The sequence below is a fragment of the Odoribacter sp. AF15-53 genome (assembly GCF_003479425.1).
GTDB lineage: Bacteria > Bacteroidota > Bacteroidia > Bacteroidales > Marinifilaceae > Butyricimonas.
Map to the genome: position 1 here is coordinate 82,033 of NZ_QUHC01000008.1, position 17,329 is coordinate 99,361.

General features: G+C 43.5%; 12 protein-coding genes and 1 tRNA gene. 1 reads left to right on the forward strand and 12 read right to left on the reverse strand.

The genetic code is table 11. From position 1 onward, the window contains the following. Positions 1–81: 81 nt before the first annotated feature. On the reverse strand, positions 82–414 hold the full coding sequence (locus tag DWW52_RS15510; RefSeq protein ID WP_118716424.1) for a PAS domain S-box protein: 333 nt from the start codon (positions 412–414) through the stop codon (positions 82–84). Positions 415–578: 164 nt separating this feature from the next. Between DWW52_RS15510 and DWW52_RS15515 the strand changes: the two genes are divergently transcribed. Continuing rightward, positions 579–652: transfer RNA gene (locus DWW52_RS15515), tRNA-Asn, on the forward strand. Between the two features lie 530 nt (positions 653–1,182). Here DWW52_RS15515 and DWW52_RS15520 read toward each other — a convergent pair. From DWW52_RS15520 to DWW52_RS15570, 11 genes are all read right to left on the reverse strand, one after another. Then, positions 1,183–2,451 carry a co-chaperone YbbN gene (locus DWW52_RS15520; protein WP_118716425.1) on the reverse strand — a complete coding sequence of 423 codons (1,269 nt, stop codon included), beginning with the start codon at positions 2,449–2,451 and terminating at the stop codon, positions 1,183–1,185. A gap of 22 nt (positions 2,452–2,473) precedes the next feature. Further along, positions 2,474–3,631, reverse strand: coding sequence for an aspartyl protease family protein (locus DWW52_RS15525; protein WP_118716426.1), 1,158 nt, complete (start codon positions 3,629–3,631; stop codon positions 2,474–2,476). 29 nt (positions 3,632–3,660) lie between these two features. Beyond that, positions 3,661–5,364: a S8 family serine peptidase gene (locus tag DWW52_RS15530; RefSeq protein WP_118716516.1), complete on the reverse strand. Its 1,704-nt coding sequence runs from the start codon at positions 5,362–5,364 to the stop codon at positions 3,661–3,663. A gap of 107 nt (positions 5,365–5,471) precedes the next feature. After that, a complete protein-coding gene (locus tag DWW52_RS15535; RefSeq protein ID WP_118716427.1) occupies positions 5,472–6,458 on the reverse strand; it encodes a TlpA disulfide reductase family protein in 987 nt (328 codons plus the stop codon). Positions 6,459–6,467: 9 nt separating this feature from the next. Beyond that, positions 6,468–7,373 carry a hypothetical protein gene (locus tag DWW52_RS15540; RefSeq protein WP_118716428.1) on the reverse strand — a complete coding sequence of 302 codons (906 nt, stop codon included), beginning with the start codon at positions 7,371–7,373 and terminating at the stop codon, positions 6,468–6,470. Between the two features lie 24 nt (positions 7,374–7,397). Then, positions 7,398–8,912 carry a RagB/SusD family nutrient uptake outer membrane protein gene (locus tag DWW52_RS15545; protein WP_158582632.1) on the reverse strand — a complete coding sequence of 505 codons (1,515 nt, stop codon included), beginning with the start codon at positions 8,910–8,912 and terminating at the stop codon, positions 7,398–7,400. Between the two features lie 18 nt (positions 8,913–8,930). Then, complete coding sequence (locus DWW52_RS15550; protein ID WP_233556938.1) at positions 8,931–12,443, reverse strand: SusC/RagA family TonB-linked outer membrane protein; 3,513 nt, start codon at positions 12,441–12,443, stop codon at positions 8,931–8,933. 145 nt (positions 12,444–12,588) lie between these two features. Continuing rightward, positions 12,589–13,764 (reverse strand): FecR family protein, encoded by a 1,176-nt coding sequence (locus tag DWW52_RS15555; RefSeq protein ID WP_118716431.1) that lies wholly within the window; start codon positions 13,762–13,764, stop codon positions 12,589–12,591. A gap of 153 nt (positions 13,765–13,917) precedes the next feature. Further along, positions 13,918–14,442, reverse strand: coding sequence for an RNA polymerase sigma factor (locus DWW52_RS15560; RefSeq protein ID WP_233556939.1), 525 nt, complete (start codon positions 14,440–14,442; stop codon positions 13,918–13,920). A 438-nt stretch (positions 14,443–14,880) separates the two neighbouring features. Then, entirely contained in the window at positions 14,881–15,756 is an 876-nt protein-coding gene (locus DWW52_RS15565; RefSeq protein WP_148315386.1) for a hypothetical protein, read from the reverse strand. Positions 15,757–15,767: 11 nt separating this feature from the next. Next, entirely contained in the window at positions 15,768–17,321 is a 1,554-nt protein-coding gene (locus tag DWW52_RS15570; protein ID WP_158582633.1) for a RagB/SusD family nutrient uptake outer membrane protein, read from the reverse strand. Positions 17,322–17,329 lie beyond the last annotated feature (8 nt).

Consider the following 17,329-nt stretch of genomic DNA (forward strand, 5'->3'; position numbering starts at 1 on the left):
TTAATCAGGTATTATCATTATAATGTCTATGATGATTATACCTCATTAACCATTAAAAAGTTTTATAAACAGATCAAAATTTTATTCCGTTTTCGGTTTCCGTACATAGTGCGGCATCTCAAAAGGAATCTCCAGAGAAAATTCCACCAATCCCATAAACTCGCCGTTCTCGTACCACGGGGTCTGGTAAATCAATTTCTTCACACCGTTCTTTTCAATCGTATAAGCATTCGTTGCATGTTGTTCCATCAACTCCACCAGTTTCGTACGGGCCGGTTCCGGGTGACAATCCAACACGTTTTGCCCTACCAGATCACCATGATTCGTTTTCTGGGATTTATCGTTCATCTGAAGGATTTTCCCCTCTTTATCACATACCGTGATCGCCACGTTCAGTTCTTTCATGTAATCCATAGTTGTCATTTTTTTATTACTCCTGCAAAGCTATAATTTTTCATGATGTAGTATGCTCATTATCCCGAATTTATAAATGAAAAATAATTATCACTACAATTTTTCTCTCAAATATTTTGCAAATTCCCTAAAAGGCTCTATATTTGCATCGCTTTTGAGAAAATTCCTTAGTAGCTCAGTTGGTTAGAGCGGCGGACTGTTAATCCGTAGGTCGTAGGTTCAAGTCCTACCTGAGGAGCTTCAAAAACTAAGCCAGCATTTCTGCTGGCTTTTTCTTATTTATAAAATTTCGTCCCTTAGCCCGGCTCACGTGAGCCCACATTCCCCGGTATCTCGACGCACCCGTACCCGTGTCTCCCCGGTAAGTTAATTGAAAGTTGATTGAAACTTCATTGAAAGTTAACTAAGCAGAACCGTCAAGATTTTATTGATTTTCACAAAAAAAGCAATCAACATATTAACGAACCACCGACGAGCCTCCCCGGAAAATACCAAGAAACACGCTTGATTCATTCAAGTATCCTCCTACCATCTCACACCCAACTCTCAACCCACACAACCCGTCCCGCTTTTTTTTTTCCTCCCCACTTCCTTATAAAAACCTTCCCGATAAACTCTGATCAAACTATAAATGGAGCCAAACCAAGCGTGAATGCAGTTTTAGTCAAGCGTTGGGCCTAGCAAAACACGAGACCGATATCTATAAAAATCAGCGCATGAACCGAAATCCACACGCTGACCATCCTACTGCTATTATGTTGTAACTGACTATTTTTTCAACAATTGTTCTTGAATTATTTTCTCGTATTTTTCGGGAGTTGCTCCCATCTCGACAACGGGTTTACCTCCAACCGGGATAAAAAACAAAGTTGGCAAAGCATTTACATTAAACCTGCTACAAAGTTCTTTTTCCTTATCCGCGTTGACCTTCAGGAACACGATCTGCCCCTTGTACTTTTCCGCCATCTTTTCCAATTCGGGGATCAATCGCATGCAAGGTCCGCACCACGTGGCCCAGAAATCTATCACGACAGGTTTATCACCCTTGAACACGAATTCATCACTCACCCGGTAGTCATAGACATGCTCTAAGAAATAATCCCGGGTGATCGGGTTCAACTTGCCCGGCTCGACCGTAGAAGCTATATCCTTTACCTCCTCGTCTTTTATCTCTACCAGATCAAAAGGTTGAAAATATATTTTCTGTTTCGGGTAATCAATTGAAATAATTCCTTCCTTCAAAATCCCGTTACCCAGCACGGAGCGGGATAAAGCCGCGTTCTCGGAAATAACGATCCGATTCAAACGACTCTTCACGAAATCACACGTCCCGGCTATTTTCGTTCCGGCAGTCGGTTCCGCAATCTTATAACCGTTCACGATGACAGCCTCACCTCCTTTATCCCCTCCGAGTTTGGCAAAATCCCCGGTTGTCATTGAAATCATCCCGTCACTCCACGTATCCAACAACAAGGCGTATGGAATCCCGTCAATAGTCAAGGTACACGAAATAGCGGTTCCGGGTAGAACCTTCACGTCAGCCCGGTGCTCCAATTTCATGTACGAGGGGCGATAAGGTACAGAGGTGGTTATCTTCTTACGTTTGCTATCAATCGTCAATACCACGTTACGAAACAACGCTCCCCCCACGACACCCGCCACACCAAGCTGACGCAAATAGGGTTCGTCCACCAAAACGAAAGCGGGTACGGCATTACCGAACACGTTATTCCCGAATGCCATTGTATTTACACTCACGGTCTTCGAGATTGGAACCTCCTTGTACAAAAAGTGGTTATACTGGAAATCACCCGGTATCTCCGGGTCTATTTTCAGTTTTTCCAGAAACTCCGGCAAGAGAGCCGTGTGCCCGGACAAGTCCAGGACGAAACTGGCCATTTCCCCGTTCACCGCCAAATCCAAGATTATTTTCCCGTCCACTTCCCGATAATCCTTCACCTCGGTAGACGTGTTCTTCGTCTGAGTCCACGTCAAGCCGGGAAACAAACAAAACAGTAATAATATCAATATCTTCATGTGCTATAAATTTTACTTGTATCTAGGATCTTGTTATCTCGACCCTCTTCTCTTTCCCGTCTTTCAGGATTATGATATAAGCCGAATCGCCCTCAATCGCATCAAGGATGGCCTCCACTTCCATCTGGTTTTGCGCGACATCGGAAAGCTCCTTACCGTTAATATTCACCACCTGGTCACCAAACGCGACCTGACCTTTCAGGCTATCCCAAACGGTTGTCACCTCAAAATGTCCCTTGACCGGCAATATCCCCACGTTCCATGTCCGGGGTGCCCCTCCCGCATCAATCACGGCCTGATCATACGGGAAGAAATAGAAACGATGACGCATGTAGTCAATAACCACTTTCCCGTACTGCAACATATCCACCCCGACAATACTCATCCCCATGTTGATCGTGATACTTCCCACGTTCGAGAACTTTCCGGACAGGAAATTCATCTCATCGATCACGACTTTATCAATCTCCACCGGTTGCCCGACACCTCCTATGCCCACGATATTCACCCCGATCCCTTCTGCCACTTTCGTGTTCTTGACCCGCCCCTTCAAATCAGTATAATCAGTGGAAGAAAGCAATAACAAACCGGTCGCTCCCGTGTCAAATAACACCCTTTTGGTCGCACCACCAAAACCGACCTCTACAATCGAATGATTGGACTGTCCCGGAAACAACTCCACGCCATCCGTGATTTTCAATCCCGCCGGACGATAGGGATAATTGATGACCATGATCTTTTCCCGAGCATCAAAAGTGATCACCGACTGAGCGAATGCATCCCCACCCAAAATACCGGCCACCCCAAGTTCCCGAAAGAATCCCGTGGTAGGAAAAATCATCGTTTCCAAACGGGATAATTTATAATTCGGGCTCAATTCCACCTCTTGTAATATCCCCGTGGGATAATTCACTCCCAGACTATTGGCATCCGACACGTTCGTCGAAGTCCCCGTACTCATCGCTTTCATCTCGACAGCCGCTTCCCGCATAGTTCCCGTCTTTCCCCCGGTATCAACGATGTATCTCACGTTCACCCCGTTCACCATCACCGGGATAATGATCTTCCCGTGTACAAATTCATAATGTATCGTGTCGCACACCCGACGAGAAGTTTGTCGCGCAAAACTCCTCGCGGAGAATAGTGTCAACAGACCGACAATGATTAATATCGTTTTCATGGCATAGAACAGTTGCTCAAACTTTTAATCTATTTTGCCAATTTATCCGCGGCCATTACTGCCTGATAAGCATTCAAAATCCCACCGGACAGGCATAAATCTTCAAAAAGGAACAAATCCTGAGTCGGTTTCCCGTTAACCTCTATTCCTTTCTCCACCTCTACCCCCGCCCGGGAAGTCACGGATTCCAACAAGATATCACGTATTTGTGTCCCTGTCAAAGCGGGATAATAAGCCTTGATTAGAGCAGCCACTCCCGCCACGGAAGCCGCTGCAAGCCCGACACCCGTACCCGTTTGATACGTGTCGCCCGTGTAAGTCGAAAACACGTCCATCCCGGGAGCGAATAAATCCAGTTCGCGAGCCCCGTAATTCGATCTCATGGAAGGATTGCCCTCCTTGTTGGAAGAAGCCACCACCATCAGGTTCGTCAATTCCTTCCCTCCCGTCATCCAACGATTCGGGAAAAAAGTCTCTTTAGCCAGATCCCGCGACAGGTCCCACACTGGAACGATCACGAGTATCCCCTTCCCCTCGGCATATTGCAGAGCCTCGGTTATCCATTTTTTCTGATCTTCGGGATACAACGTGTTCTGTTGCGGCAACACAATCACGTCTGCCTTGTGATCCACGGCATACCGAATGGCAAGGGCCATATCCTTTAAATAAGGTTCACCGCTTCTGCCCGTCACCCGCAATGTCATGATCTCCACCCGGTCGATAATCCCGTCACCACCCAAGCCGTTACCTCTCTTCGCCCCGATAATCCCGGCTTGCATAGTACCCAAAGCCGCATCGGAAGTCAACAAAACATTATTCCCGTATTTCTTATCGTTTATATCCATATAGTTGTCCCCGACGATGTCCTTACGTCCTCCGGGATTAATCGCTTTCAACGCTTTCTCGTAAGCGGCTCGACCACGCTCGACTTGTCCCCCGGTAGCATACAAATTATAAATATCTTCCCATTTTTCAGTCTTCATGATCGAAAAACCGTAAGCCATAAGCGTGAAAGCCACCTCGCCCAACGAATCACGGGGAGCTTTAGGATCATAGCAAGTCTGAAATTCTTGCAAGGTTAATTCCTTGTCCGGGAATCGCTCTTTCAACTGCTTGTCGAATTTCAAGGCGTAATCCCTCAATACATAAGCCAACCCTATCCCTCCGTAGGCTCCGGCCACGGATGACTCACACATGACTTGATTCCGGTAATATTTAAATTCGTCAATATTTTCAGGCGCGGGCACAGGCATCAATTTATCATCCGCTACCCGGTAATAATTTTTCCCGTCAAAAACATAATCGCCATACTTGTCTTTCAACCGGAAAAATTCACGATCCCCTTCCTTTAGCAATGTCTCCATCACTTGCCCGTCTTTTCCTCCAAGGAAGTTCCAACCGTTAATATCATCCACCAACCCGTTTTTATCATCATCTTTTCCGTTCGCTTTTTCTTTCGGGTTGAACCAGATAGATTGCTTCAAATCCTCGTGTTCCACATCCAATCCCGTCCCGATCAAAGCCACCACGGGCCTTTTCTTTATTTTCTTTCCTTTCAGGAGATCATAAGCCTTGTTCACCTCGGCTCCATACACCCCGTCCTGATCAAAAGAACAATTGTACCAGTCTAAATCTGACTGTTTCTTGGGGATTTGATTGTCCTGCTTGATTAATTGCGCACTCACCGTACAAACGTACAAGCCCAGCACAAGCAATAAAAAATACTTTCTCATCATTTACAATTATATTATTATACAATACGAAATCATCATGAAGCTAAAAGTTAAAAACTAAAAGCTAAAAACTTACCCGAATCTACATTCCCATTTTCAATCTAAAATCACCGTTGTCGTGCTTTCAGTATTTCTTCTCTCACCTTCTCTCCCCGTAAACCGCGAGCGACAATACGTCCCTCCTTATCAATCAAAACGATAAAAGGTATCGAATAGAAACCATAGGCTTTCTGTATCGTGTTGGGAGCATCGCCCACGATGAATCCCTCTTTGTTCCAAAGCATCACCCAGGGTAAATCTTCCACATCAAGCATCCGACGCCAATCTTTCTCCCGTTTATCCAGTGAAATACTGATAAATTCCAGATCCTCCCCCTTCAATTCTTTATAAACCGGCAACAGATTTTTCATTTCTTGCCGACAAGGGCCACACCAAGAAGCCCAAAAGTCCACAAGCACATATTTACCCCGGAAGTCACTTAAACGAACGTTCTTCCCATCCGGATCGACATACTCGAAATCATAAGCTTCCGTCCCAATAGCGAATTGTCTCAAACTATCTACCCGGTTTTCCAACCACTTCGCGGAAAGGGCTCCCCGATTCACTTCCGGCACTAAATCCAACAACATTTTATTGGGTTCATACGCTTTCATATCAGCCATATAAGCCAAGGCACTATACATCGTTCCCTGCAATTGTCCCCGGACTTCATCGACCACAGTTTTCTTTCTTTCCGGTACCCATTTCAATAATTCCAGAAAATCATCAATTCCAGTGAACGATAAAGAACTATTATCCGGATTTTTCTCGTCATAAAATCCCTTGATCGTCACGTCCGTGTTTGTCAGGTAGACCGGTTGTTTCGTGTTCCCGATTGACAAGATGTATAAATCAGGCTCTATCTCTTTCGGTCCGGACTTAAACCCACCGTCTTTCGCGACCTGTAAGGATAGTAATATATCACCCTTTAGAGATTCTACTCGAATCTCTAAAGGGTTCAATAACCGTAACTTCCCGGAGAGAGTAAAAGCGTTCTGCGCGATACCCTCCCCGCAAGTTACCAGAATGAATAATATAATGATTCCTTTCAGCATAATAAACGACTAGTTAGCAAGAGCATTCCCGATTGCCTGAAGGTCTATCCCATAGGTATCTTTCATGTGCTTTATCAGGATATCATACCGTTGACGGATCAAACCGTTCACGTCTTTCACGGGATTTAATATTCCCTTATTCGTGTAATTGGTTGCCGGATATTCCGCGATCAAATCCTCGTAAGTATTAGAAACAATCGCCTCGACATAGTATTCCACGTCATTTTCTACTTTAGTACTACGATTGAGGAAACCCCGCCCGTACATGGTTTGATTGGTAATCGCTGTCGCGTAAGTAACGCCATCATAAAATTCCGCATTCTCGACAATCTTACCATTAGCAAGTATACGTTTCAGGAAAGTCACGTTTACATCGTTCTTGAAAGTGATTTTCTGAGCCTGCGTCATGGTCAGGATGTTCTCGTTTCCCCAGTTAAACGCAAGACCATCGAAAGTACTATACGTGTTATATAATGTACTTCTACCGGCTGTAGTTCTCCAATCTAATTGACCACAAAGGAGCAACTTCAAGGGTAAACAACGAGCCAGCGTGGTATCCGGATACAGGTTCAAGAAAGCCGCTTCCAGCAAATCCAATTGCTGTCCGACATAATTTTCGTCTGCATTCGCAGCAATCAATCCGTTCGTGTAAGGGTAAAGAGGATTTCTATCATCCTCGACCGACTCTAACCATCCGGTTACGGACCAGTAAAGCTCTTTCACTTTAAACTGATACAAAATAAACGTATTGCATCTTTCTTTCCAATTCACGATACGCTGATCGTAATCATGATTACCTTGTGGTACAATATACCCGTTTTCGGGAGTTTCCGTCGGTGACAATGTATCCTCGTCATTGCAAGACACCATCCACACGGAAACGCATATCAATATATATAAAATTTTCTGTTTCATCCTATTTGTTTTCTAAATTCGACATTAACGTTCATTCTGGACCAATAAAGGATTACGATTCAATGCCACGCGGGGAATCGGTAACGCATACCGAGGGTCGTCTTTTCTCAACGTGATTTCTTCCCGATTATCCGTACTTATGAAATAAGAATGCGTGATACTCGGCATTCCATACCGACGCAAGTCAAACCAACGATGATCCTCGAAACACAATTCCCGACGACGTTCATTTTTATAAAATTCGAACAACTCTTCCGCATCCCGGATATCTTTCGGCTCATACGCGACATTACGGGTGTCGTAACGATGCTCCCGTAGATTATTCAGGTCATCTAATGCCAGTTGACGATAGCTATCATCACCGGAAGCCATGTATTTACGGATGTACACCTCGGCACGATTCAAATACAATTCTGCCGTACGAATGCCCTTACCACCTATCGTAGTGCTATGCTTTCCTCCTTTAAACGCATAAAGTTGGTAATAAACAGCACCCGAAGGTTGAATGTAAGCAGAGTTCACAAAATACATGAATGGTCGCAAATCCATATAATTCTCCTTTTCCGTATCATTAACAAATTCATATAATGCCATCAAATCAGAGGAGACACCAAAAGCCGCCCGATAATTATACCCTCCGGCCGAATACAAGGAACCTATTTCCCCGGTATTACTATAAATCCAAATCACCTCGTCGCTAGTTTCCACGTTATACACGCCAAAAGGACTTTTTCCCTGCCAGGCAAAAGCAGCATCCTCCGCACTCGCAAGAGCCGTCAACGTGGGTTTCACCGCAAGTACTTCATTAGCATATTTCAGGGCCTCGTCCCAATTTTCCATATAAAGATACACTCGGGATAAGATGGATTTTGCCGCCAACACACTAATCTTGTATTCAGACATCGACAACGGATTCTTCTCCAGTAAATCTACACCTGCAAGCAAATCTTCTTCGATCTGTTTATACACCTCGGCCACCGAATTTCTCGTATAATAACCACCCGTTATTTCCATTTCCAATTTCAATGGGACACCCGGATTCTCCTCAGGATTACCGTAGTTATACGGCAATCCGAACAAATTCACCAACGAGAAATAATACCATGCCCGCATGGTCAAGGCTTGTCCCCGAAGATTATCTTTATTCACCTGATCACCTTTGACCTGATCTATATGTTCCAAAACCGTATTAGCTCCCATAATTTTATTGTAATATACCTTCCAAGCATTCACCCGATCATGAGTTCCGGCCCCCTCGTTAAACATCTCGTCATCCCACGAGAAAAGCCGATACAAATTCTCTATAGGAGCTTCCAGTATTTCCTGGTTCTGGGCTCCAAAACATTCCACGTCATCCGTCAGAAAATCCTGAAAACCTCTTACCGTATTACTCATCGGGTATACCTCGCCAACCATGATCTGCATCAAATCATCAATCGACGTTGGACGTACTTCATCCAAACTGGACTCCTCCAGAAAATCGCTACATCCGGCAAAACTCAGTATGGACAACATCAATAATAATACTCTATATTTCATACTTGTCATTTTTATTCATTAGAAACTTAAATTCACGCTCAACGTGTAGGTTTGAGAAATCGGCTGAGAACCGGTTGCCACCTCAGGGTCTCTCCCCTTAAACTCTTTACTCACGAAGATGAAAGGATTCGACACACTGAACGTAAAGCCCATGTTTTGTGCAATTTTCCGAATCCGATCCCCGTTTAAATTATAAGACAATGTGATATTATTACATCTCAGGAAAGAAGCATTCACAACCCGTATGTCAGAAAAATTATATAACAAATGCGCCCGTTCGGTAGTTGTCGGTAAGACAATCGCACCCCGGTCTCTTGCTGGTAAAGAAGGAATATTCGTGATCTCCTCGTCGCCCGGCTTACGCCATCTATTCACCAAATCCTTCGGCAAATTATTGTACTCGTAAGGGGTCGTGTTATTCATATCCGAATCGAACACCGTGGCCAAGAACTTTTTTCCGCCCACTTGCAGATTAAACGAAGCGGATAGCGTCAATTGTTTATATTTAAAAGACGTGGTTATTCCCCCCGTAAAATCAGGATCAAGTTTTCCCATATACTTCATATACTCGGTCGCATCCGTTTCCGAATCCGGGTTATTTAAACCTTCCAGATTAAATTCGGGACTTCCGTCCGTAGATGATAATCCGGTATATTCAAACGCCCAGATTCCGGTCACCGGGTAACCATCTTTTTGCAAAGCACCGGAAGCAGCCGTTTGCCAGCTTTTATTCGTTTCCAGAGAACTTGTAATCTTGTTATAATTCTTAGAGGAATTCAAGCCTAACGTCCACAAAAAGTTTTTCGTCCGAACCGGAGTCAAGCTAAAACTCAACTCCCAACCGGAATTCTTCAAGGATCCACCATTCATCGGCATGCTCAAAACTCCATCCTCGTAAGGAAGCTCTCGGCTAACGATAACATCAGTCGTTTTCTTGTGATAATACTCGAAAGAACCGGAGATTTTATTTTTCCAGAAAACGAAATCAACCCCAACATCCACGGTTCTCGTCTTCTCCCATTTCAACTTTGGATTAGGCAAACTTCTGATCTTCAACAGATACTCCCCTGTTTCCTTGGCATAACCAGCCGAACCGGAAGGGATATAGGCAATCAGGTCAGGACCGGCACTCTCGCTTGCATTTCCCTGGTACCCGAAAGACGTACGAACACTAAATTCGTTCAGAAAATCCTGGCCTTGCAAGAAATGTTCCCGTCCCATATTCCATCTCAAACCAACAGACCACACTGGCTGGTAGCGGGCACTCTTGTCCTGTCCGAAACGATTGGAAGCATCGGAACGAATACTCGCATTCAACACGTAACGCTCGTCAAATGTATAGGTGAAAGCTCCATAAAAAGAAAGCACATTCGACGTGTTATCTTTTATAGTCATTTTCGTATTTTCTTCCACCAATGAATTGGCAATTGTAGCACTTCCCGAATTATTCAATATCGCACCCGGAGGATTCAACACTGTCTTACCGCGTCCGGGCAGGTATCCGTAAAGCGTCTGGGTGTACCCGTTATACTTGGTACTTTTAACCTCCTGGCCAACCATGGCTGTAACCAGATGCAGACCGTAATTTTTCACGTAAGAGAACTGATTCCGCCAAGTATAGGATTCATTCCGATACTCTGCTATTGCCAACTCACCTCCATGAGGTAATCGGGAACGCTGGTATTCCAAGTCGTTCGGCCCGTAAGCCCCGAATTCATAACCTCGCATCTGAGTAATATAAGCCGAATATTCCGTAGCCCAAGTCTCCCCGAGCGAAGAAGTATAACCGTAACCAAACGTCGTCTCGAATTTCAATCCTTTAAAAATTTCCCATGTTAAATTCAGGTTGGCATTAATAGCACTTGTTCTGTTTTGATTTCCCGTGTTCTCCAATTCATTCAACACGTTATACATGAAACCATTCGAATTTTTATAATAAAAATAATCCCCCTCGTCATCATGAGCTGCGATCACCCGGCTTGTTTTAGAAGCATAGGTATAAGGCACGACTTTATTAAAACCGCTCGTTTTAGCCACGCTCCCCGAAAGCTTTCCCGCAACCTGTATTTTATCCCACAGCTTGGAAGTAACCGTCAAACTCCCTTGATATCTCTCCGAATCGTTTCCTTGGGCCGTACCGTTGTTTTTCGTGAGTCCGAAAGAGGCATAATAAGTTGCCGTTTCGTTTCCCCCGGATAAACTAAGATTATGACTATGACTAAAAGGATTCTCATATAATAAATCAAACCAATCCGTGTTCAACACTTCCAATTTCTTCACTCCCGCATTAAATTGATCATAAGAAATTTTCTCTTCTAGATATTGTTGTAATAATCCCTGGTATCCCACGGGACTCAAACCTTTCGTGGAAACCAAACCTTCCTCGAAGATTTCACGGGAAACATCAACACGTTGTTTGGAATTCATCAGATTCAATTTATCATACGTGACCTTTGAACCGATAGAAAAATTCCCGGAATAACTAACGGACATACGCCCGGTTGATCCCCTTTTCGTCGTGATCACGATGACTCCATTTGCAGCCTTCACCCCGTATATGGCCGTGGCCGACGCATCTTTCAACACAGTTACATCCTCAATGTCAGAAGGATTTAACCAAGAGATAGCACTACCCACGAAGTTACGGATCATATCAATATTATCCGGGTCCCGACCAAAAGCAACCAACTCGGTTGCCTTGAAAGGAAGCGGATCTTCCTGGATTATACCATCAACAACCCATACCGGCTCCTGACTACCCAATAAGGTGGAAGTACCGCGAACCCGAACTTTCTGTCTCGTCCCGACCAAACCGTCTTGATTCAAGACCACGACTCCCGGAAGTTTACCTTGTAAAGCCTGCTCCAAAGATTGTGTTCCGTTTAATATCAAATCCTCCGCACTAATCGTACTCACGGAACCCGCCATATTAGATTTTTTGATCACCTGATAACCGGTCACCACGACTTCATCCATTTCCTGCGCATCTTCTTCCAACACGACATTCAACTCCTTCTGCCCTCTCCAAAGTACCTGCCTGGTTTTCATTCCCACGAAAGAAAAGATCAAGGTAACCGTATCCCGTTTCACGGTTGTAAAAGTAAACTCACCGTTGATCCCGGTAGCAACCCCGACAGTCGTTCCCTTTTCCAGAATCGTTACACCGGGCAACAACTCGCCTTTTTTATCCTTCACGGTACCCTTGATGACAATCATCTCTTTCTTGTCATCATCGGCACGTTTAATAATCACGGCGTTCCCGGAAATTTCGTAACGCAACCCGGTATTACGCAAACATTCATCTAAAATCTCGTTCACGGTCTTGTCGGCAACATTCACGGTCAACTTATCCACTTTAGCGATATCTTGTGTTCCATACATGAACACGAAGTCTGTTTGCTTTTGAATTTCCCAGATCAACTGTTCCAACGTGACTTCTTCCATCTTCAAAGTCAACCGATTATTCTGCGAATGTACCGCTGCAGTTAGTTGGAAACAGCTGATTAAAATCAGTATGAGTTTCAATTTCATGACAAATAAGATTTTTTGCCACTTTCTTCGGTTGAAGAAAATGGTTTCTTGGTTTTTTTTCATAATTTTGAATGATTAAAAGTGTAACGAACTTTAATTTTAAACGAGATGCGTTTCGTGTAGCCAGCACTGACGCATCTTTTTTCTATTTAGCACTTGAAATATATAACATATCATCAACTTGTGTAACATTTACTAATCCTGTTTTACGCAACATCTCGACTATCGGATTCATATTATCGTACCGATCCAAACGTGCTCCAAGCTGCACCCGCTTCGCCTGATCATCAATAAACCGATATTTAAACCCGTACCATCTTGACAAATAAATCATCATATCTTCCAACGTCTCGTTTCTGAAAATAAATTTACCGGAATGCCACGCCGTGTATAAAGAAACATCGACTTCCTTCACCTCCATTTTTCCCGTTTCTTTTATATAAACTGCCTGTTCTCCTGGCACGAGCATTTTCTCGACCTCCCCGTCTGAAACGGCCACTTTCCCCTCCACCAACGTGGCGGTCACATCATGTTCATTCACGTAAGAACGCACGTTAAACGATGTTCCCAACACACGTACATTCATTGAAACGGTTTTCACGATAAAAGGATGAGCCTCATCTTTCCGAACCTCAAAATAAGCCTCTCCTTCCAACTCCACCACTCTTTGATCCCCTTTAAATATCGTCGGGAACTTCAACTTCGTTTCTGCATTCAAAAACACTTTCGTCCCGTCCGATAAGGTCAGCGTGTACTCCATTCCCGTCAAAGTCTGAACAATATTCCGAATTTCGGCGGTATCCTTCGCCGTGATCGCCGAATAATCAATCCCGGCTGAATCCGTCACTATCGTGGTTCCATCGGCCTCTTCCAATTCGATCGTACGGTCTTTAATAATATCTACCGTACTCCCATCACCCAATATCAAACGGGCTCCTGTGGTTCCGGCTGAAATCTGGTACATCACAGGAGTTATCTCTTTCACACCGGAACGATCCAACCAGAAATACACGCCCACGGACAGCAGAACCAGCACGACAGCCGCATATCTCACGACATTTTTCCATAACGGAATCTTTTTCGTCGGTTCTCCCAATCTTGCATCTATTTTATTCCACACTTCTTTGGCCTGAAATTTTCGCAGAGCCCTCCTGTTCTCCTCGTATCTATTCGGGTCCAATAGCTTATCGGCAAATACTTTATTATTCTCCCGTTCTTTCACCCACTCATCAAACTCCCGTTGATCTTTCTCCGTCTGCGAACCGGTAAACAAAGCCGCCAAAATCTCGGCTATCTTAAAATGTTTCTTCGTTAATCCCATAATTCCTTTTTATCGCGTTCACATTAGTATAACAATCTCATTTCAAAACAGGGGTAGTCTGAAGAATTGAAAATTGAGAATTAAAATTGAAAATGATGAATAACACAAAATCAGCAACCTAATTAACAACGAGATACACAAATAAAAAATATCTCACATGAGAAGAAAAAGATAGAAATGTTCTTTCAATTGTTCCCGTAACTTACGATAAGCCGTTTTCTTTAGTGAATGAACTGTCCCTTCGGCAATCCCCATTTCAACCGCAATTTGAGGGTTTTTCAATCCCTCCATCGCGTATTTTATAATCGTACGCATCTGAAGCGGCAAGCTATCAATTGCCTCTTGCACCAGCCTGTAGGTCTCCTGCTCGATGACCTCTTCCCGGAAATACTCCTCCGATTCCAAACGAGCCTCATCCAGATACGCCTGATTTACCTGTTCCCGTTTCAAATGATTCAAACAACGATTACGGGCCACCATATAGAGGAATCCTTTCACTTTATATATATCCTCGAAATCCGCCCGCTTTTCCCAATAGCCCAATAATGTCTCCTGCGCTATATCCTTACACAACTCCTCATCCTTCACGTATTTAGAGGCAAATACACATAAGATAGGGTAATAGTCTTCAAAGAACTCTTTAAAAGAATCCCTATTTCCCTTTTTTATATCTGCCACAATATCCTGCATATAGCACCTAGTCTAAATCTTATCCAATTCCAATCTGATCAATAAGTGATCATCTAATCCATTAGACAAAAATACATAATATATTTTACAATTAAAACTTTCGAATTCTCCGGAACTTCCATAATCAGTTATATAAAACCACATCAACATCACTAATATCAATTTAAAAATCAGATCATTACATCACAATCCCACTCTACATTTTTTTCACTCCCTTGAAGCTTCACTTACGAAATTATAAAAACAAATCTTCCAAAAATACCGCATAGAGATAAGAAGTAGAACACCAGTTGCATTTTTTGAAAAATATTTACACAACATCAATACTCACGACTTGTATTCCTACAATAAAAATAACCGCATCAAAAAATGATGCGGTTACTTGAAATATCCTCGTACAGATACATCTTCAACTTACAAAATCACTCAGTTTCTCGTGTAAATTTTAACCCCATACGATTGTAACACTTTTACCACCTCTTCCATCTTCTTGATCACGATAGGATATTCTGCATAAGTTTCTCTAAATTCGAATTCGGAAAACTTGAATATTTCTTCCACGTAAGCTAATAAATCATATTCCTTCGAATTAAAATTCTTCCAAAAATCGTAGTAATAATTCTCCAAAAATCCCACGCTTTGTATCGGGGTCGGCACCTGATTTTTAGGAATACCGTAATATTGTTGGCTATAACTATAAAACAGCGTAAAATCAGAATCCGGTATTGATGAAAGTTTACTAGTTACCATTCCCTGTACTAATATATTCTTCAAACGAACTTTTTCCTCCGGCTGTAATTCCAAAACGTTCTCACAAGCAATAGCCATAGCCTTCATCCCGGAATACACGGACAGCTCCTCTGTTTCATATTCATCAGACCTCTCCATGTTCCCGATCAACAACACCGAATAAGGACGAAATAACTTCGGGACATTTTTTAAGACATCATTCCCGACAAACTCTGCCATAGCTCTCTTTTCTGCCAACGTTTCGTAAGGACGAAAAGCAAACGTATACTCCCCCGAACCACTCGACATGTTATAGCTCAGGTTGAGAAGTTCACACTCCATCTCCTTCCGGCCTGATAAAGTCGTCACTTCCCGATATCCCAATGTATCACTAAACAACAGGTATACCTCATTTTGATCGTAAAATTCCCGCCGTAACACGGATTCTTCGTCAGTGGCACCCTCCGGAACTGCAAAATAATTTCGTTCTATCCCACTATTATCCAGATAATCATCATTATCGCAAGCATACAAACCCGCCATAATTATTAATCCAAGCAATATATTTTTCATCGTTTTCCCGATTAATGATTAACATTTTTATAAGCTCTCTCATTCCGAGGATTATTCAACATTCCCGTGTTCAGATCAACCTCTGCTTCAGGCAAAGGCATCACCCAAGCCGCATCATCCGTCGGCAACACGAATTCGCGGGTCCATTGCACATTGTATTCCCACCAATTATCACCCTGCACTTTATGAGTCACGACATGCGTTAACGTGACAGCCTGCGGATATTTCCCGGCTACCCGATAACGTCGTAAATCAAACCAGCGATGTCCCTCCAAACAAAGTTCTCGCTGCCGTTCCTCCCGAATGAAACGTACCAACGCCTCACCCGAAAGATCATTTATTTCCGACTCGTCAAAAGCCTCCTGCTTGATTCTTTTTTCCCGCAAGGTTTTCAAGGCCAACCGGGCTGTCGGTTCATCATCCGAACAAGCCGCCGCCTCTGCCAGATTCAACCATGCTTCAGCACTTCTCAAGACAAATACATCCGAAAGTTCCGTTTTTACCCATGTACCTCCTTGCAATTTCCGGTAAAAAAGCCCACCCCCATCTTCGACAACAAAATATTGCGAGCGTAAATCTTCCCCTTTCTCCGGGGCATAGGCTTCGTACAACTCGCGAGAAACCATATAATTATTCCCATAATTAGAATATGGACCGATAGCAACATTCCCCGGCAATGATGAACTTCCCATGGAGAAGATCAATTCCGACAAATCCGGGGTTAGGAATTCCCCGCCCGAAAAAATATTCAAATCTGCCAGCAAAGGCCCCTCGGTTGTCACCAATTCTGCATACTTTTTCGCATTTGCATACGACGACATATAAAGATACATCCGGCTCAACATGAGTCGCACGGCATTCACATCCGCTCTCCAAACCGACTTTTTAGGTACGTCTTTCAAACAAAGCTCTGCCGTCAACAGATCTTTTTCCACTTGTTGATACACTTCTGCCACGCTATTCCGGACATAAGACTTATCCTCCACGTAATTTGTCAACTTCAATGGTACCGCAGGATCTTCTGATGCCGTAGCGGCAACATAAGGTTTCCCGTAAAAATTAGCCAACAGGAAATAACAGGCTCCCCGTAAGAAATAACACTCTCCCTGTATCCGGGATATATTCTGCTTATCCGTATCGTTTTTCCCCTCGAAGGCTTTCAACTCCTCCAGAATCATATTACAGGCATTGATATGAGCATACAAATTCCGATAATCCGCACCATCATCCCACACCTTATTACCCTCCGGATCTGTCCAGACATGCAACTGCCAAGTGTGATAACCAAAAGTTACTTTTCCGGCTTCAAACCAGCTACTACTAACGGCATCCTGCACCAACTCGTCCGCAACCACATGAATCCAAGGAAAATAAAATTGTCCCGATCCCGTCCCCGAAGCCATCCAATAACCGGACGTAATCCGAGAAAAATAAGCATTCCCCAGCAACAACTCATCCAGATCTTCATAGTTCTGCACGTAAGCCTTATCCTGTGAATATTCTTCCAAAAAATCAGAACATCCGAATAAAGCAAACAGGTAAATCAATATATATAATCTTTTCATACTCATAA

Bases quoted from the DNA above. Each gene is read 5' to 3' on its own strand.
- DWW52_RS15550 (WP_233556938.1), bottom strand. From the start codon at position 12,443: ATGAAATTGAAACTCATACTGATTTTAATCAGCTGTTTCCAACTAACT.
- DWW52_RS15535 (WP_118716427.1), bottom strand. From the start codon at position 6,458: ATGCTGAAAGGAATCATTATATTATTCATTCTGGTAACTTGCGGGGAG.
- DWW52_RS15530 (WP_118716516.1), bottom strand. From the start codon at position 5,364: ATGAGAAAGTATTTTTTATTGCTTGTGCTGGGCTTGTACGTTTGTACG.
- DWW52_RS15540 (WP_118716428.1), bottom strand. From the start codon at position 7,373: ATGAAACAGAAAATTTTATATATATTGATATGCGTTTCCGTGTGGATG.
- DWW52_RS15510 (WP_118716424.1), bottom strand. From the start codon at position 414: ATGGATTACATGAAAGAACTGAACGTGGCGATCACGGTATGTGATAAA.
- DWW52_RS15525 (WP_118716426.1), bottom strand. From the start codon at position 3,631: ATGAAAACGATATTAATCATTGTCGGTCTGTTGACACTATTCTCCGCG.
- DWW52_RS15555 (WP_118716431.1), bottom strand. From the start codon at position 13,764: ATGGGATTAACGAAGAAACATTTTAAGATAGCCGAGATTTTGGCGGCT.
- DWW52_RS15545 (WP_158582632.1), bottom strand. From the start codon at position 8,912: ATGAAATATAGAGTATTATTATTGATGTTGTCCATACTGAGTTTTGCC.
- DWW52_RS15570 (WP_158582633.1), bottom strand. From the start codon at position 17,321: ATGAAAAGATTATATATATTGATTTACCTGTTTGCTTTATTCGGATGT.
- DWW52_RS15565 (WP_148315386.1), bottom strand. From the start codon at position 15,756: ATGAAAAATATATTGCTTGGATTAATAATTATGGCGGGTTTGTATGCT.
- DWW52_RS15520 (WP_118716425.1), bottom strand. From the start codon at position 2,451: ATGAAGATATTGATATTATTACTGTTTTGTTTGTTTCCCGGCTTGACG.